The organism is Archaeoglobus neptunius (assembly GCF_016757965.1).
Lineage (GTDB): Archaea > Halobacteriota > Archaeoglobi > Archaeoglobales > Archaeoglobaceae > Archaeoglobus > Archaeoglobus neptunius.
This window is the reverse complement of sequence record NZ_JAEKIW010000002.1, coordinates 53,557-75,909: the sequence shown is the minus strand read 5'-3', so window position 1 is coordinate 75,909 and position 22,353 is coordinate 53,557. Positions and strand designations below refer to the sequence as shown.

Below are 22,353 nucleotides of genomic sequence, written 5' to 3'. Positions count from 1 at the left end.
CCTAGGTGTTCGGGGGAACAGTTTAAAAACAACTTTACCCTCAATTTCAGTTAATGAGAATACCACTTTACATAGAATTTCAGGGGAAAAGGGTTGCGGTAATTGGTGGTGGGGGAGTCGGCACTCTGAGAGCGAAGAAATTCATAGAGGCTGGAGCCGAGGTTTCGGTTTTCAGTCAGGACTTTTCGTCCGAGCTGCTCAAACTCTCTGAAGAGGGAAAGGTTGAACTTGTAAGGGCATCAGTTGAAAGTATGGATTTTGAGAAGCTGGCATCAAACTTTCACCTAATTGTGGTTGCGATTGGCAGTAAGGATTTTAATGAAAGGGTTATTGAAGCTGCTGAAAAGCATAAGGCGATGGTAAATCTGGCAAATGATGCGAAAATGACTGAGGTTGTAGTTCCTTTTGAAGGTGGCAAAAACGGGGTGAGATTTGCAGTGACAACAGAGGGAAAAAGTGGTGTTGTTGCGAGAAAAGTCAGAGACAAGTTTCAGAGAGTTCTTGATGAAGAAGAAGAGCTTTTTTACTTCCTCAATGCTATGGATCACCTCAAGAGTTACATGAAGAAAAGAAATGTACCCGTAAATCTGAGGATGAAACTGTACTCCATCGTCAGCTCTGATGTAAGATTTGTGGAACTTGTAAAACAGGAGAAGGTGGATGAAGCAAGAAAGCTTGCAGAAGAAATTGTAGAGGAATATGTTTCCGGAAAAAAGAAAGCTGAGAATGGAGGGATAGAATTTTGAATCTCGATGTCGATCTCCTCATGGAATTGCAGTACAATTTACCACTCACGACATCACCCCTCTCGGACTTGGCCGAGAATCTGGGAAGGAGTGAGGATGAGGTTTTTGAAGCGGTAAGAGAGTACATGGCGAGTGGTGTGATTAAGAGGTACGGCCTGAATCTCAATTACAGGGCTTTTTCAGGCTACAGGAGAGCAGCACTTGTCGGTTTCAGGGCATCAAGTGTAAAAGAGGTTGCTGAAAGGATAAACAGGTATGACGAGTTCAGGGTCAAGCATAACTTTCTGAGAGATGCATACTACAACGTCTGGTTTACCGTGAAGGGCAGAGATGTGGAGGAGATTGAAGGGGTTGTTGAAAAGCTTGCATCTGAATGCAGAGTTGAGGATTTTGTTATCCTGCCCACAAAGAGGGTTTACAAAATGGACGTAAAATACGACTTGGAAAAAGGCGTTTCCTGGAGTGAGAGAGGGCTGGAACCTGAAAATGTTCCGCTGGTAAGAGAGCTGGGACTTGATGAAGAATTCGTGAGGTCTCTGGAGTCTCTGGAGATTGCGAAAAGACCTTTTTCGAAGTTCTCAGGATATTCGGAAGAGGAAGTCGTGGACGTTATCAAAGAACTGATGGCAAAAGGTGTGGGAAGAGATTTCAGCGGTGTGCTGAGGGAGAGGAAGGTTGGATTTAAGGAAAATGGAATGACGGTTCTCAGGATATCAAAAAAGCCTGAGAAGGTGGCAATGTTTTTACTTCAGAAATTCCCCCAGATTACACATCTGGTCGAAAGGATTGTGAATGAAAAGTGGAACTATCCTGTTTACTTCATGGTTCATGCTATCAGCAAAGGTCCGATTGAAAAAATAAGGCAGCAGATTTTGCAGATTGAGGACGTGGAGGAAGCAGAGACAATTTACAGTAAAGCAAATCTGAGAGAGAGATGATAGGGTGTTCTAGGTGTGATAGAAGGGCAGTAATATTCCAGAGACACTCAAACAGGCATCTCTGCAAGAGACACTTTATCGAGGATTTTGAGAGGAGGATAAAGCTTGCAGTTCGAAAATTTAAGATGATTGAGAAGAACGACAGAATTGCAATCGCTCTGAGCGGTGGAAAGGACAGCGTCACCCTCACCTACACTCTTGCGAAACTGTATGAAAAGAGGAGAGACCTGGAACTGTTTGCCATAACCATCGACGAGGGTATATCCAACTACCGACCGCCGACAGTTGAGATTGCAAGAAAAGTGGCGGAACAGCTTGGGATCGAACACGTTGTTGTATCGTTTGAGGAAAACTTTGGAATGACGCTTGATGAAATGGTGAAGAGGGGGGACAAAAAGCCGTGCACATACTGCGGTGTTTTCAGGAAATACCTGCTCAACAGAACTGCGAGGGAAATGGGGGCCACGAAGCTGGCCACAGGGCATAACCTTGATGATGAAACGCAAACAATTCTGCTGAACTTTCTGAATGCGGACATGGAGAGAATGGCAAGACTCGTACCGCAAAGGGTTCAGGAAGGCCTGATTATGAGAATAAAGCCTTTCAGATACATTTATGAAAAAGAGGTTGTGGTCTACGGCCTTCTTCATAACCTGCCAATGGACTTTGAAGAATGTCCGTACAGCTATTTCCCGGTAAGGGCGAGCGTTAGGGACTTCCTTTACGAGTTTGAGAACAAGTATCCCGGCAGAAAGTTTTCGGTTATGAACAGCTTTGAAAAACTGATCCCGTGTTTGAGAGAAATGTATCCACAGATCGACCTCAACAGGTGCGAGAGATGTGGTGAACCAACGCCGAAAAAGGTCTGTCAGGCATGCAAGCTGCTTGAGGAGCTTGGCTGAGTTTTTTATTAAAGCAGAGACATTGTTAAGCCTTTTGCCACTGGAAACGTGGATTACTGATCAGAGGCGATACCAGCAGGCTGAAATAAAAATTGTCTTCATCTGCAGCAAAAGGAGAGAATGTCACGCAGTGAAAATTTGGAAACTAGTGAATGGCAGGAGTATGGCCCGATCATACCAACCAGCAGGGCCTTTGAAAAGGCGTGGGAGCTACCAGAACATCTTACGTGCTCAGATACACACCTTTCCCTGTTTCCAGACTTCCAGTCACATTGTTCCACCCATCTTCGGTTAGAAATGCCAGTATGTGGTCGTAGAACTCATTTCCGGTCCATCCCATCTGGAACCAGTAATTTCTGCCCTCGAGCGAGATATACATGCCCGCATCGATTGAAGGATGTGAGGCGTAAAATACCACGGTACTGTAACTGTAGCACTTCACGTATCTGTAGTGCTTTAAATATTCCTCAGGGCAGTTTATCCTCCTCAGTTCGTATTTGGGTTGAAGAACGAACTCACCGTTTAGGGGGTTGAGGGTGTTGATCTCCCTGTTCATTTGAAGTCGCAGCTCAAATTCGTAGCCAGCAGCTTTTTTAACCATTGTGGGCGTTACTGTTGGAGTTTTTCCGCTCTCAACGGGTACGGGCATTGGAGACATTTTCCAGGTCCTTACGTTTTTCCCTTCCAGCTTCAACATCGTGCCGTGGGGTGTTTCAGTGATCTCCGCTTTCCAGCCGGCGGGAATCGTTAGGTTCTGGAGCTTAATGGGCTGACCGTCAATCACTGGCAGAGGAACAATCACAGTAATGTTCTCAAGCTCATCGACTTTGGAGGATGGCTTTATCGTCCTGCCCTCCACGAGCTCACCAAAAGTCAGGGAAATTGTATAGTCGATGGTATGCGTAAAACTCCCTTCCTCTGGTCCGAGACATCCAAGTGTGAAGATTGTGATCAGAATAAATGCTATAGTGCAATATTTCATTGACAGTGATTGTATGTTTTACTTAAAAAATTTTCGAATCTCAGTCAGGTTTTCACGAAAAAAATTAAGATGTTTCGGAAACTCAAACGACTACAATCGTTCCCCGCATGAGCCTGTGATAGGGGCTGCAGTACACTGAGCACATGAACGGATAGACACCGCTCTTTTCAGCAACGAACTCCACGACCACCTCATCGCCTGCAGGAATCAGCTTGTTTATTCCGAGATCCGGAATGAAAATGCCGTGCGTCACGTCTTCTGACTTGAAAACAAGTTTGACTCTGCTACCTTTTGGTACGACTATATAATTCGGCTTAAATCCACCTGATTCGGGGACGTAGGCATTGATTACGATTTCAGAACCTGTCTGCTTTTCAGAAAGCCTGTCTATGGTCAGGTATACGGGAATTGCCAGGGCGATAACAACAAAAAGCAGTGCGGCAAACTCTCTCTTCTCCATACAATCACCCCGCAACTATTTTTACAAGTATCAGGGCCATAAGAATGTGCGGTATGCTGTAAATCACCGCTATCGCTGATTTTTCAGTAAGCCTCTCAGCTATCTTTCTTGTAGCTATGATGGCAGTGGCGAGGGCTAGGGATATGAAGGGGGCCTGAAGGAGTATTATCTGTTTTGCAGTCAGGGATGCTGGAAAGGCGTTTTTCTCCAGACCGAAGGGATCGAGAAAGGCATTGAGTGGGTAGGTGTAGAAGTATGAGAGCAATCCAATTGCGAATCCGGCCCATACGAGAAGACCGTATGGTGCGAGTGAGTAGCTGAACGCTACGAAAACCTTTTGTGGATCGAGTCCGGCAATCTTTGCTGCTATAAAGCTGAAGGCGTAGTAGAGCGCAGCAATTGCTAGAATTGCTGACAAAACAATTGCCGCCCAAATCGACCACTTCATAACTCCGAAAATGGACGGAACAAGCAGATGGGCGTTTTCAAGGTTTACTCCGTAGGGGTTGCCGAGATTTCCGAAATCCTTTAGCCAGTAGATACTGCCGAAGAAGAACAGCTCATAGAATATTGCCAGACCAAATCTTATGTAGCCCATCGCCGTTTCGTCAAGCTTTCTGGACTTTGCAGCCCTTATGGCCTTTCTGGCGAGCTCCTCGAAAGGTAATCTGAGCTTCAGGGCGATGTTGTCATACCTGCAGGTTCTCAGACATTCAAAGCAGAGTCCGCAGTATGTGTTTTCATCGTTTCCACCCGGGTAGATTTTCCACGGGCATGGGTACCCTTCATCGCTGCCCTTGAGGCAGAATTTCTCACATCTCCTGCATTTCTCCCTGTCAATGCTTCTCAGAGCCAGCAGCGATGCGTTGGAGTGGTAGCCGATGTATCCCCCAGCCGGGCAGACATGTTTGCAGAAGTAGCGCGGCGGGTAGACCAGGTAGAATGCTGTGGCAGCGATGAAAAGGGAAAGGAAGAGAAGAGCCGTAACGAGAGGCTTCGTCACTATCCATGGTATGAAGAGCGAAAGCGCAAGGAAACCGATGGCCGGTATCCACATGTTCCGGTACTTGACAGGAAAGCTTCCTTTCTCTGGTATCACCCTCCTCGCTCCAAGAAATCGCCCTCTTCGCAACCATTCACCCACTATCGGAATCGGGCAAACTGCACACCAGGCCCTCGCTGCAAAGAGTATTGCAAATTCAACCAGAGCGAACCAGAGTATCCACGTAACCGCGATTGAGAAATTTTCGCTGCCAATAACGCTGCCGAAAAGTCCTGTAAGAATTATCAGCAGAAACATCGACAGATTCAGTGTCGTGAGGATGAAAATCAGAGCCCTCGATTTAAGAAATCTGGTCTTAAAATTAATTTCCCTGCCACCGCTTTTACCGCTGTAGAGCAATGCGGCCATACCTGTCATGATGACGAAGCCTGAAAGAGCGTAATAGGGAACGTTCGGCTCAACCACGATATCCATGGTCATGAATGGATGTAAGGAACCGCAGTTGGTTGAGCACCTGATTCTGTACTTTCCCGGCTCGTTGAAGGTAACTGGACCGACTACAAGAGTTCTGCCGGGCAAAACGAGCAGATTTTCGGCCACATCATCCGTTATACCTTCTATGGTGAACCCATGGGTGACATCCTTCGTTACAACGTGGAAGGTAACCGTATCGCCTGCGTTCAGCCTTAAGGAGTCCGTTCTGTATATTCTGTCCCCTTCCTGTATCGCCACAACTCGGTATCCAAACTGAAATGCCTCAATATAAACGACCTTCTCCGTGCCCCTGGAAGTCTGTACTTGAAATCCTGCAGTTGTTGCAAGTCCTAAAAGGAGTAGAGCTAAAAAAATAGGAAAAATCTTACGCATATCCGCCAGCCACCTACCAGTATCCCATCATCGGACAGCCGTGACCGCCGTAGTAGCCATACGGCACGTAATAGCCCTGCGGTTGCGTCTGATTTACATCATATCCTTGGTAGCCCGGATATCCCATACCTCCGTACCCTGGCCCGTATCCGCCCATCATGGGCATGCCGTATCCACCGTATCCCATGTATCCCATCATTCCCCAGGGCATTGCAGCCGCAACATACAGCCCTGCAGCAACTGCAAGGGCCACCACGATTCCGACCTTCTTCCAGTCCATCTCACATCACCTCAAAACACTGTTAACGTCATGGGCAATAGGTGTTGCCCGCTGAAACGTCAGTATTTGGAGCTGCCAAAACGTTCAGAACGTTTTAAAGATCTGCAGAACGTTTTATCTTCAGAATCAAACGCATTTTCTCAGGCAATGTGTGTTAAAACTCCAAGAGAATAACGATTCAAAAGAGTTAACCCTCCATTTTTGAGTCCTGATCAGATCGAAAACTTCATGCAATCCCGCAGAGCTGAAAAGCACCCTTCAGAGTTTTACTGACATCCACTTCCACAAGAGCTGGATGGTCTGCCTTACAGCCTGTCCATTTGATGGATCTCGGCCACGTTTGAATTTTTAAATTTTAAATTTTTCGACAAGTACTCCCAGCTCAACTGTTAATTTTTAGGCCTATCATTCAAAAGCTATCATTCAAAACACCATAACATTTAATATGAATGGACTCATATATCCTTACATGATGTTCCTCCCGTTGTTCGGAATTGGAATGTTCATCTGGTGGATTCCACTTCTCGTTATCGGATACCTGGTGTACAAAGACGCTGAAAAAAGAGGTATGAACGGGCTGCTGTGGTTCATTCTCGTCGTAATTCCGATGCTCGGAATAGTATTTCTGCTCATATATATTGTTTTGAGAGAAACTAAGGGCGAGATGGCCAAAACGGAAAAGACACCGCTGGAAATTCTGAAGGAAAGATATGCGAGGGGAGAGATAACCGAAGAGGAATACAGGAGGATAAAAGAGGAGATGGAGGGGTAGGATGAAGGAGCACGAAATGGAGGGTATGGATCATTCCGGACATGGGGAGAGTGAGCATGCAGGCAAGGATGTCCGGGAAATGAAAGGAATGAAGCACGCTCACGATCACCACAGGCACATGATGGAGGATTTCAAGAGGAGATTTTACGTTTCATTGGTCTTAACAGTTCCCATTCTCATCCTGTCTCCTGCGATTCAGAACTTCTTTAATTTCAAACTCGAGTTTTTTGGCTCTCTCTATATCCTTTTCCTGCTGTCGTCAGCGGTTTACTTCTACGGAGGCTATCCCTTCCTTCGTGGACTGTTTGATGAGTTGAAAAAAGCACAGCCCGGAATGATGACATTAATAGCGGTTGCAATAAGCGTTGCTTATTTCTACAGTTCTGCGGTCGTTTTTGGTTTGAAGGGCAAATTCTTCTTCTGGGAGCTCGCCACGCTGATAGACATCATGCTCCTCGGACACTACATCGAGATGCGATCCGTTCTGGGTGCTTCTCGCGCTCTGGAGGAACTCGTCAAGATCATGCCGTCAGAAGCCCATCTGGTTAAAAACGGAGAGACGGTGGATGTAAAGGTCGAACAGCTTAAGCCGGGAGATAGGGTGCTGGTGAAGCCGGGAGAGAAGATTCCTGTTGATGGGATTGTGGTGGAAGGTGAAACCTTCGTTAACGAGGCGATGCTGACGGGCGAATCAAAGCCAGTATCCAAAAAACCCGGAGACAAAGTCATTGGCGGCGCTATAAACGGAGATGGATCAATCGTCGTCGAGGTTGAGAAAACAGGAAAGGATACGTATCTCAATCAGGTTATCGAGCTCGTGAGGCAAGCGCAGGAGAGCAAGTCAAAAACACAGGACCTTGCCAACAGGGCGGCTCTGTTTCTGACGATTGTTGCACTGGCCGTAGGAACCGTGACGCTTGTTGCCTGGCTCGCCCTTGGAATGGAATTCGTCTTCGCAATAGAGAGGGCTGTGACGGTTATGGTTATAGCCTGCCCTCATGCCCTAGGATTGGCAATTCCGCTCGTTGTTGCAGTCTCCACCTCCCTTGCAGCAAAATCCGGATTGCTAATACGAGAAAGACAGGCATTTGAGAGGGCAAAGGATCTTCAGGCGATAATCTTTGACAAGACAGGTACGCTAACGGAGGGGAGCTTTGGTGTGACGGACATCATTTCCTTCAACGGCAGCGAAGAGGAGGTGCTGAAAATCGCTGCATCTCTCGAAGCAAAATCGGAGCATCCAATCGCGGCGGCCATTGTTGAGGAAGCGGAAAAGAGACAAATGAAACTGGAAGAGGTTGAAGAGTTCAGGGCAATACCGGGGAAAGGTGTTGAAGGCGCTGTTAACGGCAGGAGATTCATGGTTGTGAGTCCGGGGTACATCAAGGAGAAAGGAATTGAGGTGGAGGAGAAGGTTGAGAGGTTGAAGCAGCAGGGTAAAACTGTAGTTTTCCTGCTTGAAGACGGAAAAGTTGCAGGCGCAATCGCTCTGGCGGATAAAATAAGACAGGAGTCCAAGGAGGCAGTAGCGAGATTGAAAGCGATGGGGATAAAATGCATGATGCTCACCGGAGACAACAGATTCGTGGCAAAATGGGTGGCCGAGGAACTGGGTCTGGATGACTACTTTGCAGAAGTTTTACCGCATGAAAAGGCTGAGAAGGTTAAAGAGGTGCAGCAGAAGTACGTCACGGCCATGGTGGGTGATGGTGTTAACGATGCCCCGGCCCTGGCTCAGGCCGATGTGGGCATCGCCATCGGAGCCGGAACGGATGTTGCAATTGAAACCGCAGACATCATACTTGTGAGGAACGATCCGAGGGATGTTGCGACGATTATCGAGCTCTCGAAAAAGACCTACTCGAAGATGAAGCAGAACCTGCTCTGGGCAACCGGTTACAACTCATTTGCGATACCTCTGGCAGCAGGTGTGCTTTACAATTTCGGCTTTCTTTTAACTCCAGCAGCCGGGGCAGTTCTGATGAGCCTCAGCACCGTCATCGTGGCGATAAATGCTAGATTGCTGAAAATGTAGCATCATGCTTGACAGATCACCGCAGTAACCTCATCGAATTTGCCACTGCAATCAGCGTCACGCCCACGTCTGCAAATACAGCCTCCCACATAGTTGCCATTCCAAGGGCACCGAGACCTATGAAGAACCCCTTTACCGCCAGAGCTACTCCAATGTTCTCCCACACCACATTCTGCGTCCTTTTCGCCAGTCGTATTGCCTTTGGCACCTTTGAGGGTTTGTCGTCCATGATGACAACGTCAGCGACCTCAATGGCCGCATCACTCCCCATCGCCCCCATGGAAATGCCAACGTCAGCCCTCGCAATGACGGGAGCGTCGTTAATTCCATCGCCAACGAAGGCCACAATCCCCTCGTCGGTTCTGATTTTCTCTATTACCCTCACCTTGTCTTCAGGCAGCAGTTCAGCATAAAATTCGATGCCGAGCTGGTCGGCGATTTTTTCAGCCACCTCCTTGCTGTCTCCTGTAAGCATCACAACTTTGCATCCGACAGCCTTCAGCTCTTCAACAGCCTGCCTGGCATCTTCCTTTAGACTATCAGCAACGACGATGTAGCCAGCATATCTGTTATCGACCGCTACATGCACCACAGTCCCATCAACATCGCAGAACTCGTGATCAATTTTCATTTCGTGCATCAGCAGATCATTTCCTGCAGCTATGGTCAGCCCGTCTCCGCTTGCCACAACACCTCTGCCCGCAATTTCCCTGTAGTCTTTCACCTCCAGGTCCGCATTGCCATAAGCCTCAATGATTGACCTGGCGATGGGGTGATTGGAGTGCATCTCGGCCATGGCGGCGAATTTCAACACGTCCTCCTTGCTGAATCCATTTACAGCAACGATCTTTGCAACCTTAAACTTTCCCTCCGTCAGAGTTCCGGTTTTGTCCATCGCTACAACCTTCGTTGCTTTCAGCACATCGATGAAGTTTGCACCCTTGATGAGCACACCCCTCCTTGCAGCTTTTCCGATAGCTGCGAAGTAGCTTAGCGGAATGGAAATGACGAGAGCACATGGGCAGGAAATTACTAGCAGAACGAGGGCCCGGTAAAGCCAGGGGGCGAAAGGCTGGTTGAAGGCAAGAGGCGGTATGACGGCAATTGCCGATGCAAGAGCTATCACAGCCGGTGTGTAGTAGCGGGCAAAGCGGGTTATGAATTTTTCAGCCTTTGCCTTCCTCCCTGCAGCCTCTTCAACGAGCTCGAGAATTCTTGAAACCGTTGAGGCTGAGAAGGGCTTTGTGACCCTCACTGTAAGAAGACCGCTCAGGTTCACCATTCCCGAGAGTACCTCGCTACCCTTCTTGACTTCTCTTGGTTTGGCCTCTCCTGTTAGGGCCGATGTATCGACGACAGAAGTGCCCTCAACAACAACTCCGTCGAGCGGTATTCTTTCACCCGGCTTAATCACTATCAGGTCTCCAACCTTAACATCCTCCGGTTTAACCTTCATTACCTCTCCATCCACCTTCAGATTAGCGTAATCGGCCTTGATGGCGAGCAAAGACCTGATGGATCTCCTCGATTTTCCAACTGCCAGATCCTGCATGAACTCTCCAATCCTGAAAAAGAGCATCACCGCAACTGCCTCTGGCATCTCGTGGATTGCTATTGCTCCGATCGTAGCAATGCTGATCAGAAAGTTCTCCTCAAAGAAAACACCTCTCCTGACGTTTCTTGCAGCGTTCGTCAGGATTCTGTGGCCCGCTGTAAAGTAGGCCGCTATGAAGATGGCGTACTCAGCGGCTGGAAAGGCATGAAGACTCTGCTCAAAGATCATTCCTAGGAGAAACAGGATTCCGGAAAGAGCTATTTGAAATATCTCCTTCTTTACGTCTCCGGGCTCTTCATCTTCTGTTTTCTCTTCCTCCTCAACCCTTATAACCTCGATTTTCGGTTCTACCTTCTTGATGATCTCCACGACCTTCTCCTCGTCCTCTGTGTCAACTACAAGCTCAGAAGTGGAGAAGTTCACTGCTGCAAAATTGGCATGCTTCTTCAGCTCCTCCTCTATGTTTGCAGCGCAGCTTGCACAGCTCAACCCTTTAAGCCTGTACCTTTTCATCTCCTCTCACCCACGTGCTCCATCGCTATTCTGAGAATTGCCGCAACGTGTTCATCATCTAGGCTGTAAAATACGTTCTTCCCGTCTCTTCTGTATTTCACAAGCTTTTTATCCTTTAAAATCCTGAGCTGATGTGATACAGCGGAAACGGACAGTCCTGTTATCGCTGACAGATCGCAATTGCACAGCTCCCTCCTTGACAGTGCAAGAAGAATTTTCAGCCTAGACGAATCGGCAAAAGCCTGAAGAAATTCCGCCAGCTCGACGATTTTGTCGTCCAATGGTAAGCTTGATACGATCTCGTCAACATACTCTCCCACACTTAAACTCCTACATGCAGGAGCTCTGGATTCCATAATTGAACAATTGCTCAAATGTTTTATAAAACTTTCTCTCATGAGGGCATCCAAAGTCAAAGGAGCTGGATTAAGGTTAAAAAGGACCTTAGAACAGTCTGACAACTGCACCGAAAATCTTTTAACAATGTTATTTGATGTCGGACATGGAACTGAAAATTGGCAAAGCCTCGCCGATGGCATATCTGCTGGCACTGCTTGGAGCAATCATGCTGATCTTTTTTTTGCTTAACATGTTTCCACCCTATCCGTCCTACCCCCTCGGATGCGTCGAGATGGGGGGCCAGTACATAACTCTGTATCAGAATTTCCTGTTTCTCTTTGCGGCAATTGCACTCTTCTTTACAGCAGTGCTTTTAACTGAAAAGGACAGGAAAGGAGGAGAATTAAAGCAGGATATACAGGAGCAGAAAGCATCTGGAATGGAAGAAAACAGAATGGTGGCGAGCGGAAATGGAACCCTGGAACTAATCCAAAATCTGCTTGAAAGAGACGAGCTGACGGTGATGAAAATAATACTGGAGAACGACGGTATAACCCAGGACTCCCTGCACTTCAGGACAGGTTTTTCCCACTCTAAAATTTCAATGATAGTTAAGAAGCTGGAAGAGAAGAACTTGATCGTAAGGGAAAGGTTCGGTAAAACCTACAGGATTCATTTGAGCGAGTGGTTGAGGGGTCTGCTTGGAAGCACCGATCGGCAGTTTTAAAATTAAAAACACGCCGGGGGTGGGATTCGAACCCACGCGGGCGAACGCCCACACGCTTTCTGTAAACACTCCAGGCGTGCGCCTTACCGCTCGGCAACCCCGGCTTTTTCAGACTTCGAGACCACTGAATTTAACATTTACCTCATGGAAAACCTTAAAAAATATAATTTTTTAGTTCCATGTGTGAAAGTTGCAGTAATCGGCGGTGGAGCAGCCGGAATGAGTGCAGCATCAAGAATAAAGGCACTAAGACCCAACTGGGAGGTAATGGTTTTTGAAAAATCCTCTTTTGTGAGCCACGCTCCCTGCGGCATTCCTTTTTATATTGGGGGGGCAGTGGATGAATTTGAAGAGCTCTGTGCATATGACGTCGATTATTTCAGGAGAGAAAGGGGTATTGACGTTCACACAAACTCAAAGGTAATCTCTGTTGATGATGGTTCTGTTACTGTAGAGGAGAATGGAAAGGAATCGGTTTATGAGTGGGACAGACTCCTATTTGCAACCGGATCGAGAGCCCAGAGGTTGAATGTGGATGGTGAGAATCTTGACGGGGTTCTCTACGTTGACGACATAGAGAGCGCTCAGAGGGTGAAAATCGATGCGATAGAGGCTGAAAACGTTGTGATTGTCGGTTCTGGCTACATTGGGGTGGAGATGGCAAATGCAATCTCAAGGCTTGGGAAAAAGGTAACGGTTATTGAAGTCAGGGAGAGACCTCTGCCAGAATATGATGCGGAGATAGCCGCAATAATAAAATCGGAAATGGAGAAATTTGTTGATTTAAGATTGAGTGAGAGAGTTGCGGCTTTTGATGGTCAGGACTGCGTTGAGAGGGTTATAACAAACAAGAGTGAATACAGATGTGACCTTGCCATCGTTGCCGTGGGTGTCCTTCCAAACACGGCAATTGCAGAGGGTTTTGTGGATCTTGGGAGAAGTGGGGCCATAAAAACAAACAGCAGGATGGAGACAAGCAGAGAAAACGTTTATGCTGCAGGAGATTGTGCTGAATCGGTAAATGTGGTAACTGGAAGGGAGGACTGGATACCTCTCGCCGCACCGGCAAACAAGATGGGCTACGTCGCCGGGGTGAACATGGCCGGTCTCGAATTGCACTACCCGGGATCGCTGAAGAGCCAGCTAACAGGATTTAAGGGGCTTGAAATTGGGAAAGCAGGGTTGAGTGAGAATGAGGCACTAAGAGAAGGTTACGAAGTTGTTTCGGCCTTTATTACTTCCCGTACCTCGGCCAGATACCTTCCTGGTGGATTGATACACCTTAAAGTTGTTGCAGATCGAAGTGGAAAGCTTCTCGGGGTGCAGGCTGCAGGAAACGACGTTGCAATGAGAATTTACGCCGCTTCGGCACTTCTTTACAATGGGGCTGATGTGAAGGATCTGTTTTTTACTGATTTTCCTTACTACCCACCCATATCGAGGGTCTGGGATCCTCTGGTGGTTGCTGCAAGAAATCTGTTCAGAAAGCTTGGGATACCGTAGCGATCAAAGCTGCTGGGCCTCATCGGCATCTCCACAAAGTATTCCGGATCACGTCGAACTGAGTCGGGTTGGCACTAAAACTTTTAATCATCCATCTTCAAAACAAGATTGGTGAAGATAGCCTTCGTGTATGATGCTGTTTACCCGTGGGTGAAAGGGGGTGCAGAAAGACGGGTTTTTGAGATAGGAAGGAGGCTTGCTGAAGAGGGGCATGAGGTGTACTGGTTTGGATTGGGCTGGTGGGGCGACAGTGAAATCGAATATTCGGGTATCAGGCTCATCCCATGTTTCAAGCCTGTTGGTTTATACTCAAGAGGAAAAAGAAAAATAAGCGAGGCAATCCTATTCGCTGCAGGGCTGAGCAAAAAGATCAGGCTCAGCAATTTCGACGTTGTGGACTGTCAGGTTTTCCCTTACTTTCCAGCCATCGTCTGCTCTTACCACCACAATCTCATCCTGACCTGGCATGAGTTCTGGGGGGATTACTGGATGGAATATCTTGGATATTTTGGTCACTTCGGCAGGGCTGTTGAGAGGGTTGTTGCTGCGATTGAAAGCAGGCATGTATCGGTATCATCAACCACCGCCAGACAGCTACTTGAGGTAGGAGTTGAGGCGGAAGTTGTGCCGAATGGAGTGGACATGGAAGAGATACAGCATATAAAACCCGCAAAAAAGGGTTACGATGTGGTGTTTGCGGGAAGGCTGATAAGGGAGAAAGGGGTGGATTTGCTTCTCGATGCGCTTAGTCTGATACCGGATTCACCGAGATGTCTCATCGTTGGTGATGGGCCTGAAAAGGGTAGACTGATTGAAAAAAGTGAAAGACTTGGATTAAACTGTAATTTTCGTGATTTCATGAGATGGGAGGACCTGATTTCGGTAATGAAATCGTCAAAGGTGTTTGCTTTGCCATCTATGAGGGAAGGTTTCAGTATTGTTTCGCTTGAGGCCAACGCCTGTGGTATGCCTGTCGTTACCTTAAACCACCCAAAGAATGCCGCTTCCGAAATTGCCTGTGGGGTGGTATGTAAGGCTGATCCTTCAAGTTTTGCAGCCTCGCTTGTTGAGGCAATGGATCGGAAGAAAAGATTAAGAAACAGGTGCGTTAAAAATGCAAAAAAGTACGAATGGGGCAGGATAGCCGGGAAAATGCTTGAAATATACTCAGGGTGAATGAGGTTGAAGGTTAGCGTAATACTGCCGACGAAAAACGAGGAGGAGGCGATTGAAGAAATCATCAGAAAGTGCAGGGAAGCACTGAAAGATGTAGATCATGAGCTGGTGGTTGTGGACAACTCAATCGACAGGACTCCGGAGATCGCAGAGAAACTCGGCTGCAAAGTTATTAGGAATGTGGAGGGATATGGAAAGGCTTACATCGAGGGAATCAGACATGCAAAGGGGGAAATCGTCGTGATGCTCGATGCCGACGGAACGTACGATCCTCTCGAAATACCGAGGCTTGTTGAACCGATCATTTCCAACAAAGCAGATATCGTGCTCGGCAGCAGGTTTAGGGGTGAGATCAGACCGGGATCGATGGGACCAGTTCACAGGCTGGGGAACGTTTTGCTGACTAAAATAACCAATTTTTTCTTTAAATCCAGCTTTACAGATGTGCACTCGGGAATGAGGGCGTTGAAGAAGGAGGTAGCGGAATCTCTGAGGTTCAGTTCTGAGGGCATGGAGTTCGCCACGGAAATGCTTGCCAAGGCGTGGAGAAGTGGCTGCAGAATCGTCGAAGTTCCGATCACCTATCACCCCAGGAAAGGTCACAGCAAGCTTAGAACGTTAAGAGATGGCTGGAGACATCTGAGGCTCATGCTTCTGCTCTCGCCTTCTTACCTGTTTTTGGTACCCGCAGCATTGATGCTGATAGCCGGCATCACTTTAATTTTGTATGTGCTGCTTCTGGAGCCGATCAGAACACATACACTTGTTCTGGCGTCTATGCTGACGATGATAGGCACTCAAACACTCTTTTTCGGCATTTCGAGCAAGATATTCTCCGCTAGAATCGGGCTTGCTGAGGTGGACAGGGTGGTGAGATTTTTCAAACGCTATTCCATCCTCGAGGAGGGGCTGATAATTGGAATTGTGCTAATTCTTGCCGGACTGATCCTCGGATACCTCATTTTTTCCGCATGGGTCGAAAGCGGCTATGGGGAGCTTAACGCCCTTAACTACGCGATCCTGTCTTTTCTAATGGTTGCAGTCGGTCTACAGGTGTTTTTCAGTACGTTTTTCATAAGCAGTCTGTCTATAGAATAGCAACTTATTTATTCTCTCAATAGATTTTCCTTCATGTGGCTGCTGGCTGTGATCATATTGGCAACCCTGCTGAGACTTCAAAACTTTCGTGTCTTTTCTCTCAAGCTTCCTGCAGGTTACGATCCATTTTATCATCTCAGGCTTGCTGAGATCCTCGTTAAGTCAGGCTACCTACCTGAGTTTGACTACTACCTCAACTACCCTCACGGTTTGAAAATCGGCTGGCTACCACTTTTTGATTACCTTCTTGCCGCTCCAGGGATGCTGTTTGGCTTCGATGCCACCGTTTATTTTGCTCTGGTGCTGCCCGTGGTGCTTGGAATTATCAGCACCATTCTTGTTTATGCCATAGCGAAGAATTTTGGAGATGAAAATTTTGCACTGCTCTCCGCCCTCGTTTATGCAACAATTCCTGCAGCAGTTCATACGAGTGTTCTGGGGTTTGCAGATCATCACGCATGGAACATGTTTCTGGTGCTGCTCGCAATATATCTTCTGTTCAGGCATCCCATCACTGCTGCCGCACCTCTGACAATTCTGGCCTTCTCATGGGTAGGAGCGCCGATTTATGCTGCCGTTCTCGCATTTGCAGTATTCCTGTATTTTGATGAGAAAAAGCTGTTTTATTCCATACCAGCGTTCCTCATTCCAGTGGCATCTGTAGTTGTGAGCCACACTCTTGCCCTATCCTTTGTGGTAATCGCCCTCTTTCTTGCTGCCGGTGTACTTGTTAAAAGGTTCGGTGATTTCAGAGTGGAACTGGGTTATGTGGCTGCCAGCGCTCTGATACTGGCAGTTTTATACCTCATTCCTGTTAAGGAACTGAGCTTTATCAGGGCGGGTATGGACTACCTTCTCGGAGCGAACATATACCTCCCGACGATTGCTGAAGCACAGTCCTTTGATCTGGCAGGAATCATGTCACTCTCGGGGTATCTATCCTTTGTTCTGGCCCTTCCGTCACTGCTCACATTTAGAAATCAATTTTTCCGTGCACTTTTCTTTGCATCATTCGCTCTTGCCATCCTGCAGGTGAGGTTTGTTGATGTTCTGGCAATTCCCGTGGCTTTCTTTGCCTCTTCCACCCTCGTCTACATTTTCGAAAAGACTGAGGTAATTGTAAGGGAGGAGGGCGATGAAGTGAAGAAAAAAAGGGGGAGAAAAAAACCTCGAAAAAAGGAAAAGCTAACTCTTGGCGATAAGGTCGTGGTGGCAGTCTTCCTTGCCTTCATTTTCTCACCTGCAATTACAATTTCAATCAGGCCATATGAACTGAACAAGGATTGGTATGATGCGCTGAAATGGTTGGAGGCGAATACAGATCCCACGTCATACTACCTGCACCCTGACAGCGGTAAGCCAGAGTACTCCGTATTGAGCTGGTGGGACTATGGAAACTGGATAGTGTATGTTGCAAAAAGGCCGGTGGTGTGTAATAACTTTCAGGCAGGAGCTGTTGATGCGGCAAGGTTCTTCACCGCTCAGAGCGAAGAGGAGGCGCTCAAGGTTGTGAAAAGGAGAGGTGTTAGATATATCATCACGGACGAGGAGATGGGTCTAAAGAACGAGAGCGGAGTCTACACGGGCAAGTTTGAGGCAATAATGTCCATTGCGGGACTTCACCCTGAACACATGAAAAAAGAAAGAATTCTCGAATTTTACAATACCTCCATGTTCTACAGGTTACATGTGGAGAATGCTGAGAACTTAAAGCATTTCAGGCTCTTAAAGAGTTTCGGGAAGGTTAAAGTTTTTGAGGTGCAATAGCCATCACTTGGATTTTATGAGCAGATAAGCCTCAATGATGATCGCTGTAATGGCAAGAACGTAATCTGTGTGGGGGAGAAATTTGAGGACTTCTGGTGAGATGTGTATGAGGTATGCCACAACAAGCAAACTGATTGAGCCCCTCAACCAACCCGCCCTTTCGGATCTGTATTCAATAAGGAGGTTTATGACACCCAAGGTCAGGAAATAATAGGCAATTATCGCCAGAGAGTTGGCGAAATCTTCTCCGTAAAAGCTGAGAACCACGGCCGATAAAATCAAAAGAACTATGGAGATGTATACGAGCTTTTGACCCACAGATAAGCCGTGAATATGTCTTCTTGCTGCATACGTTCCAGCAAAAATGATCGCAAGAGTTCCCATCAATATAAGAAACTCGTTTCCGGGATAGGCGGTAACTCTCACATCGTAAGACCAGCCATCCCCCGAGATTGTAACGGTATAGATACCGGGTATCTTGAAGCAATTGAATTCATAGTGATGTTTACTTGCACTCGGATAGCTCCAGAACATCACCTGCCCTTTACATCCGGCACTCTCCACCTTCAGAATATGCCACATCTTTTCCTTGGAGAAGCTGATGAGATCGAAAGAAAACTTTTCGCCTACGGCCAATTTTGAAACATTCAGAAGATAGAGGGAGTAATTTTCGGTCTTGTATGCAAAATCTGATTTAATTTCCTCCACGTTCTTCTTCACCATTACCGTGCCTCTTCCAGTCAGTATAATGTAAACCGTGTAATCCCCGGGTGGAAGAAGAAAGTTAAATTTACCGGTTCCTGAATTCAGCGATTGGGTTTTTACTATCCTGTCATACCGTTCTAAAACGACTGTGCCTGAAACGTCTGAAGTTTCCACAATCAGGCTCACTCTCGAAATGTTCTCTATTCCGATTTCCCATTTGAGCTCTCCCGAGCCGTTTACAAAATACTCGTCACCTTTTTTCACAATACCATAGCTGATTAACTCAGTCGAGGCTGCTTCTGCTATAAATATATATACGAAAGCCAACAGTAACAGGAATGCGAGTGCTGTGCGTTGCACCATATTTTCACCCTAAACCCGGAGGACTCGAAAGGTATGTATATGAAGTTTGTCGTAGATTGGCTGAGAGACACGAAATTAAAGTTTTGTGCAGCAATCCATCATCTCAGGTTTTTGAAGTTATAGGTGTGGGGGAAGGAATAAAAATTTCGAACACTCCCGTATCTTTTAGAGCGGCGAGAGTATTTCCAGAGCTCTCCAGGTGGTGTGATGTTGTGTACGCCCACACTCCGGTGCCCTATTTTGCGGATATGGCACTTCTGCTGAAAAAGAAGCCATCCGTCGTCGTATACCATTCTGCCTTTGTGACGGCCGCCGGAACTCTGGCCCCTCTTGCTAGGATTTACAGATGTTTACAGCCCTACATCCACTCCAGGGCAGAAATCAGCGTTGCAGTTTCAGATTTCGTAAAAAGAGCTGTTAAAGCGGATTTTGTCGTTGAGCCGGGAGTGGATATCAACTTTTTTAGACCCGGTCCCAGAAAAGAGGACTATTTGCTCTTTGTTGGTCAGCTAAACAGGGGACACATGTGGAAGGGACTGGACGTTCTTATAGAAGCTGCTTCACTGAGTGGGGAGAGGCTGGTGGTGGTTGGAGAAGGGAACAAAAGAGAATACTATGAAAAATTGAGCCAGGTGTTTAATGTTAGCGTCGAATTTACAGGTGTTGTAGGGGATTCAGACCTCGTCAAACTGTATTCGTCAGCAAAGTTACTTGTTCTCCCATCGAAATCGGATCTTGAGGCTTTTGGCATGGTGGCGCTGGAGGCAAATGCATGTGGAACCGGGGTGGTTGGAACGAGAGTTGGAGGCATACCCTGCTATATAAGAGATGGAAAAAACGGAGTGCTGTGTAACCCCTCACCAAGGAGCCTTGCCGAGGCAATTGAAAGGGCCGGTAAAATTTACAGAAAACTTGGCTCTACAGGAAGACGAATTGCGGAAAGGTATACCTGGGAGAGCGCTGCTGAAAAGACCGAGAAGATTCTCATCGAAGCAGTGAATTCAGCTTAGTTACGATCACGGCAGCTCTCTCTCTTACCGTTTTCGGAAGTGGGGCAAGGAGAAACTCAACGTCCCTGTCATCAAAAAGTCCGGTTATCGAAATGAGGATCGTGTAGGTAAGGAGGGCTGCAGCAATTAGAGCAAGGTTGACCACTCTGCCCTCGACCCTCAGCGTCATCAGAAGACTCAGCACTGCGTAGCAGCACAGCAACTTTGTTATTCTCGTTAGACCGGCTTTGAAGTAGTAGTTTTTGGCATAATATATCGTTAAAGCGATTGTAAGAGTGACCGATACCAGCAGCAGAAAGGCGGAGATTTTGAGAGTGTCCGAGCTGTAGGATACCACTGCGTAAGCTATGCCTGCCATAGCCACACTGAGCGCCGTAAATCTGGACTTTCCGAGAGCAAGCAGATTTGAAGCGAGGATGGTCGAAATGCTCAGGAATCCCACTCCCAGACCGAGATATCTCAGAAAAATCCCGGCGTCAACGTACTTGTTTGAGAAGAATACGGTCAACCAGGCTTCCGGATTCGAACTCATCGAGAGTGCTATCGGGAATGCAAATAAAATGACATATTTCAGGCTCTCAAAAGACAGCCTTTCTCCCATTGACTCGGATGAAACGTAGGGAAATGTGACTGTAATCAGTGCGGAGGCCAGGAAAAAGACAGCCCTGGATACCGTCAGAGCTGCATTGAACGAGCCCGCCACAACATCGCTGAAACCAGAAAGCTTCAGCATGACAATGCTTCCGTTAACCAGAAAGAAAATTCCCAGAAAGGTCACTGACATGGATGCACTTTCCCTGACCATTTTAAAGCTCCATCCTGATGATTTTCCGAATTCTATCTTTCTTGCCACGATCGCCAGATACGCTGCTGAGAATGCTACGGCCGCCACCAGTCCTGCAAGGGCCCCTAAAACACCATATCCGGCGATAACCAGGGCTGCAGCCACAAGGATTTTTACGACAGGATTTGCGGTGTTTGCAACAGCTATTGGTAAGAACATCTTGAAGCCTCGCAAAGCAGAGACGTAGGAGTTAACGATAGCAGTCAGCAGAAGTGAGGCAGCAACGAGCAGCATTATCTGACCGAAGTGTATTATTAAAAAAGATGCTGCGAGAGCAAGGATGAGATTGCCGACCAATGCTGTTCTGAAATATCTGGCACCGTTTTCTGGATTTACGGCTATGAACTTGGTTGCAGGCCACGAAAAGGTATTCTGGGTGACAACGGATGCTATGTACAGCACGGAAAGAGCAACTCCCAGCGAACCGAAATCACTCCTGGGAAGCAGTATACCCATTACCACCTGATAAAGATAGTTAACAACACTTGCAATAAAAAAAGCTGCCAGAATTAGATAGCTGTACCTTGCAACCTCTCCAACATCCGACACTGCTGAGGTTAGATGGGGATGATATATAATCGCTTCTGTTTCCAACAATGTATTTATACTGAGTTCGGCTATCAACATTCGAGATGGTGTGTGAGCATAAGAGCGCCAGAGATAGGGTCTGGTACCCCGCCGAGAACAGGCTAATTGCTCCCCACCCCTACTGTTCAAAATGCGGAACACTCAAAAACGTTTCTTCAGACAGGGGGAAAAGGTTGGGATTCTTTACGGGCGTTCTTTCAAGCTTACGCAGAGACCTTGAGCAAAAAGGTTATAAAATATCCAGAGCACAGATCAGACTGATAGTGAAGGAGCTGGAATTCCTGGATGATGTTTACGCTTACAGTTACTCCAGACAGAAGGAAATTTTTGTGGAAATCGTCAGGAAGTATATAAAGGTTTCAAGGGAAAGGATACTCTCATATCTCTAACGGATCCGGTCGAACTGATCCGTGATGGGAGGCCGGATCCGGGCAGCTAGTGCTATCATCTGTCCATTGCAGATAAAATGGATTCGATTGCATGGAGTCTTAAAAAGCGTATTCCACGGGAATGGAATAAGGATGCGAAAATATGATATTCAATCAATGAAACTTTATCTGTTAAATTCAAGTTAAATCCACAGAAAAGTTGCAATCCAAATAAATTTAAGGAGTTGTAAAGACTTCATAGATTCAGGGGAGAAATGAAATTGGTGTTTACTGAACATGCAAGATTAAGACTCATCGAAAGAAGATTGACATCCAAGAGGTAGAGAGAGTTATCCTGAAACCTGAGTGGAAATTCTATGATTTAAAAAACAGGTACAATGTGGCAATAGGTAAGCGGAAGAAAGAAGGACATTATCTGATAGTTGTTTATGGTCTTTCTCAAGAGTTTGTTGAGGTTATAACTGTGATCGATACAAGTAAAAGGCTGGGAAAGATTATTAAAAACAAGGTGGAGAGTAAAAGGTGGGTGAAATTATGAAAGTTAGATACGACCCTAAGGCTGATATCCTCTACATTCTCATCAGGGAAGGTGAGATCTCAGATAGTGATGAAATCGATGAAGGTGTCTGGATAGAGTATGACAAAGATGGTAAAACAGCAGGCATTGAAATATGGAATGCTGGCGAAAAAGTGATAATGAAGGCGTTAAAGGAGATTAAAAAAGTGTCAGAACTGGATGAGGCAGTGTTAATATAATTCAGCAATACTTTAAAATTCACCCAACCCTGTGA

At 46.8% G+C, this 22,353-nt stretch carries 22 protein-coding genes and 1 tRNA gene; 14 read left to right on the top strand and 9 right to left on the bottom strand.

Going from position 1 to position 22,353, the window contains the following annotated elements:
- Nucleotides 1-53: 53 nt before the first annotated feature.
- From JFQ59_RS01670 to JFQ59_RS01660, 3 genes are read left to right on the top strand one after another with little or no spacing between them, the layout of a single operon-like run.
- Entirely contained in the window at nucleotides 54-746 is a 693-nt protein-coding gene (locus JFQ59_RS01670; RefSeq protein WP_202318675.1) for a precorrin-2 dehydrogenase/sirohydrochlorin ferrochelatase family protein, read from the top strand.
- Complete coding sequence (locus JFQ59_RS01665) at nucleotides 743-1,684, top strand: Lrp/AsnC family transcriptional regulator (protein WP_230972200.1); 942 nt, start codon at nucleotides 743-745, stop codon at nucleotides 1,682-1,684. The genes JFQ59_RS01670 and JFQ59_RS01665 overlap by 4 nt, the downstream gene beginning before the upstream one ends.
- Nucleotides 1,681-2,586, top strand: a complete 906-nt coding sequence (locus JFQ59_RS01660; RefSeq protein ID WP_202318674.1) for a TIGR00269 family protein — start codon at nucleotides 1,681-1,683, stop codon at nucleotides 2,584-2,586. Before JFQ59_RS01665 ends, JFQ59_RS01660 begins: the two co-directional genes overlap by 4 nt.
- A gap of 223 nt (nucleotides 2,587-2,809) precedes the next feature.
- On the opposite strand, the gene JFQ59_RS01655 is transcribed toward JFQ59_RS01660, so the two are convergent.
- From JFQ59_RS01655 to JFQ59_RS01640, 4 genes are all read right to left on the bottom strand, one after another.
- Nucleotides 2,810-3,568, bottom strand: a complete 759-nt coding sequence (locus JFQ59_RS01655; RefSeq protein WP_202318673.1) for a hypothetical protein — start codon at nucleotides 3,566-3,568, stop codon at nucleotides 2,810-2,812.
- Between the two features lie 82 nt (nucleotides 3,569-3,650).
- A complete protein-coding gene (locus tag JFQ59_RS01650; RefSeq protein WP_202318672.1) occupies nucleotides 3,651-4,028 on the bottom strand; it encodes a cytochrome c oxidase subunit II in 378 nt (125 codons plus the stop codon).
- A 4-nt stretch (nucleotides 4,029-4,032) separates the two neighbouring features.
- Nucleotides 4,033-5,898, bottom strand: coding sequence for a 4Fe-4S binding protein (locus tag JFQ59_RS01645; RefSeq protein WP_202318671.1), 1,866 nt, complete (start codon nucleotides 5,896-5,898; stop codon nucleotides 4,033-4,035).
- Between the two features lie 13 nt (nucleotides 5,899-5,911).
- Nucleotides 5,912-6,178 (bottom strand): hypothetical protein, encoded by a 267-nt coding sequence (locus JFQ59_RS01640; protein WP_202318670.1) that lies wholly within the window; start codon nucleotides 6,176-6,178, stop codon nucleotides 5,912-5,914.
- 445 nt (nucleotides 6,179-6,623) lie between these two features.
- On the opposite strand from JFQ59_RS01640, the gene JFQ59_RS01635 reads away from it, so the two are divergent.
- Complete coding sequence (locus tag JFQ59_RS01635; protein WP_202318669.1) at nucleotides 6,624-6,950, top strand: SHOCT domain-containing protein; 327 nt, start codon at nucleotides 6,624-6,626, stop codon at nucleotides 6,948-6,950.
- A gap of 1 nt (nucleotide 6,951) precedes the next feature.
- Nucleotides 6,952-8,985 carry a heavy metal translocating P-type ATPase gene (locus JFQ59_RS01630; RefSeq protein ID WP_230972199.1) on the top strand — a complete coding sequence of 678 codons (2,034 nt, stop codon included), beginning with the start codon at nucleotides 6,952-6,954 and terminating at the stop codon, nucleotides 8,983-8,985.
- Between the two features lie 16 nt (nucleotides 8,986-9,001).
- Here JFQ59_RS01630 and JFQ59_RS01625 read toward each other — a convergent pair whose 3' ends face one another.
- On the bottom strand, nucleotides 9,002-11,053 hold the full coding sequence (locus JFQ59_RS01625) for a heavy metal translocating P-type ATPase (RefSeq protein WP_202318667.1): 2,052 nt from the start codon (nucleotides 11,051-11,053) through the stop codon (nucleotides 9,002-9,004).
- Nucleotides 11,050-11,409: an ArsR/SmtB family transcription factor gene (locus JFQ59_RS01620; protein WP_202318665.1), complete on the bottom strand. Its 360-nt coding sequence runs from the start codon at nucleotides 11,407-11,409 to the stop codon at nucleotides 11,050-11,052. The genes JFQ59_RS01625 and JFQ59_RS01620 overlap by 4 nt, the downstream gene beginning before the upstream one ends.
- 146 nt (nucleotides 11,410-11,555) lie before the next feature.
- Here JFQ59_RS01620 and JFQ59_RS12385 point away from each other — a divergent pair, with 146 nt between their 5' ends.
- Nucleotides 11,556-12,119: a helix-turn-helix transcriptional regulator gene (locus JFQ59_RS12385; protein WP_230972198.1), complete on the top strand. Its 564-nt coding sequence runs from the start codon at nucleotides 11,556-11,558 to the stop codon at nucleotides 12,117-12,119.
- Between the two features lie 11 nt (nucleotides 12,120-12,130).
- On the opposite strand, the gene JFQ59_RS01610 is transcribed toward JFQ59_RS12385, so the two are convergent.
- A tRNA-Ser gene (locus JFQ59_RS01610) sits at nucleotides 12,131-12,223 on the bottom strand.
- Nucleotides 12,224-12,302: 79 nt separating this feature from the next.
- On the opposite strand from JFQ59_RS01610, the gene JFQ59_RS01605 reads away from it, so the two are divergent.
- The 4 genes from JFQ59_RS01605 to JFQ59_RS01590 all read left to right on the top strand — a co-directional run bounded on the left by JFQ59_RS01605 (nucleotide 12,303) and on the right by JFQ59_RS01590 (nucleotide 17,663).
- On the top strand, nucleotides 12,303-13,622 hold the full coding sequence (locus JFQ59_RS01605) for an FAD-dependent oxidoreductase (protein WP_202318663.1): 1,320 nt from the start codon (nucleotides 12,303-12,305) through the stop codon (nucleotides 13,620-13,622).
- Nucleotides 13,623-13,733: 111 nt separating this feature from the next.
- A complete protein-coding gene (locus tag JFQ59_RS01600) occupies nucleotides 13,734-14,798 on the top strand; it encodes a glycosyltransferase family 4 protein (protein WP_202318661.1) in 1,065 nt (354 codons plus the stop codon).
- The gene (locus tag JFQ59_RS01595; protein WP_230972196.1) at nucleotides 14,799-15,896 is read left to right on the top strand and encodes a glycosyltransferase family 2 protein; all 1,098 of its coding nucleotides are present in this window, start codon (nucleotides 14,799-14,801) and stop codon (nucleotides 15,894-15,896) included.
- A 33-nt stretch (nucleotides 15,897-15,929) separates the two neighbouring features.
- The gene (locus JFQ59_RS01590) at nucleotides 15,930-17,663 is read left to right on the top strand and encodes an STT3 domain-containing protein (protein ID WP_202318660.1); all 1,734 of its coding nucleotides are present in this window, start codon (nucleotides 15,930-15,932) and stop codon (nucleotides 17,661-17,663) included.
- A 3-nt stretch (nucleotides 17,664-17,666) separates the two neighbouring features.
- Here the strand turns inward: JFQ59_RS01590 and JFQ59_RS01585 are convergent, their stop codons facing one another.
- Nucleotides 17,667-18,731 carry a hypothetical protein gene (locus JFQ59_RS01585; RefSeq protein ID WP_202318658.1) on the bottom strand — a complete coding sequence of 355 codons (1,065 nt, stop codon included), beginning with the start codon at nucleotides 18,729-18,731 and terminating at the stop codon, nucleotides 17,667-17,669.
- Here JFQ59_RS01585 and JFQ59_RS01580 point away from each other — a divergent pair.
- Nucleotides 18,707-19,741 (top strand): glycosyltransferase family 4 protein, encoded by a 1,035-nt coding sequence (locus JFQ59_RS01580; RefSeq protein WP_202318656.1) that lies wholly within the window; start codon nucleotides 18,707-18,709, stop codon nucleotides 19,739-19,741. The genes JFQ59_RS01585 and JFQ59_RS01580 overlap by 25 nt on opposite strands.
- Here JFQ59_RS01580 and JFQ59_RS01575 read toward each other — a convergent pair.
- Nucleotides 19,716-21,134 (bottom strand): oligosaccharide flippase family protein, encoded by a 1,419-nt coding sequence (locus JFQ59_RS01575; protein WP_202318654.1) that lies wholly within the window; start codon nucleotides 21,132-21,134, stop codon nucleotides 19,716-19,718. The two genes, JFQ59_RS01580 and JFQ59_RS01575, sit on opposite strands and share 26 nt — an antisense overlap.
- Before the next feature lie 83 nt (nucleotides 21,135-21,217).
- Here JFQ59_RS01575 and JFQ59_RS01570 point away from each other — a divergent pair, with 83 nt between their 5' ends.
- The 3 genes from JFQ59_RS01570 to JFQ59_RS01560 all read left to right on the top strand — a co-directional run bounded on the left by JFQ59_RS01570 (nucleotide 21,218) and on the right by JFQ59_RS01560 (nucleotide 22,318).
- The gene (locus tag JFQ59_RS01570; protein WP_202318649.1) at nucleotides 21,218-21,562 is read left to right on the top strand and encodes a hypothetical protein; all 345 of its coding nucleotides are present in this window, start codon (nucleotides 21,218-21,220) and stop codon (nucleotides 21,560-21,562) included.
- 379 nt (nucleotides 21,563-21,941) lie between these two features.
- On the top strand, nucleotides 21,942-22,100 hold the full coding sequence (locus tag JFQ59_RS01565; protein WP_202318648.1) for a hypothetical protein: 159 nt from the start codon (nucleotides 21,942-21,944) through the stop codon (nucleotides 22,098-22,100).
- Nucleotides 22,097-22,318 carry a DUF2283 domain-containing protein gene (locus tag JFQ59_RS01560; protein WP_202318647.1) on the top strand — a complete coding sequence of 74 codons (222 nt, stop codon included), beginning with the start codon at nucleotides 22,097-22,099 and terminating at the stop codon, nucleotides 22,316-22,318. Before JFQ59_RS01565 ends, JFQ59_RS01560 begins: the two co-directional genes overlap by 4 nt.
- Nucleotides 22,319-22,353: the final 35 nt, after the last annotated feature.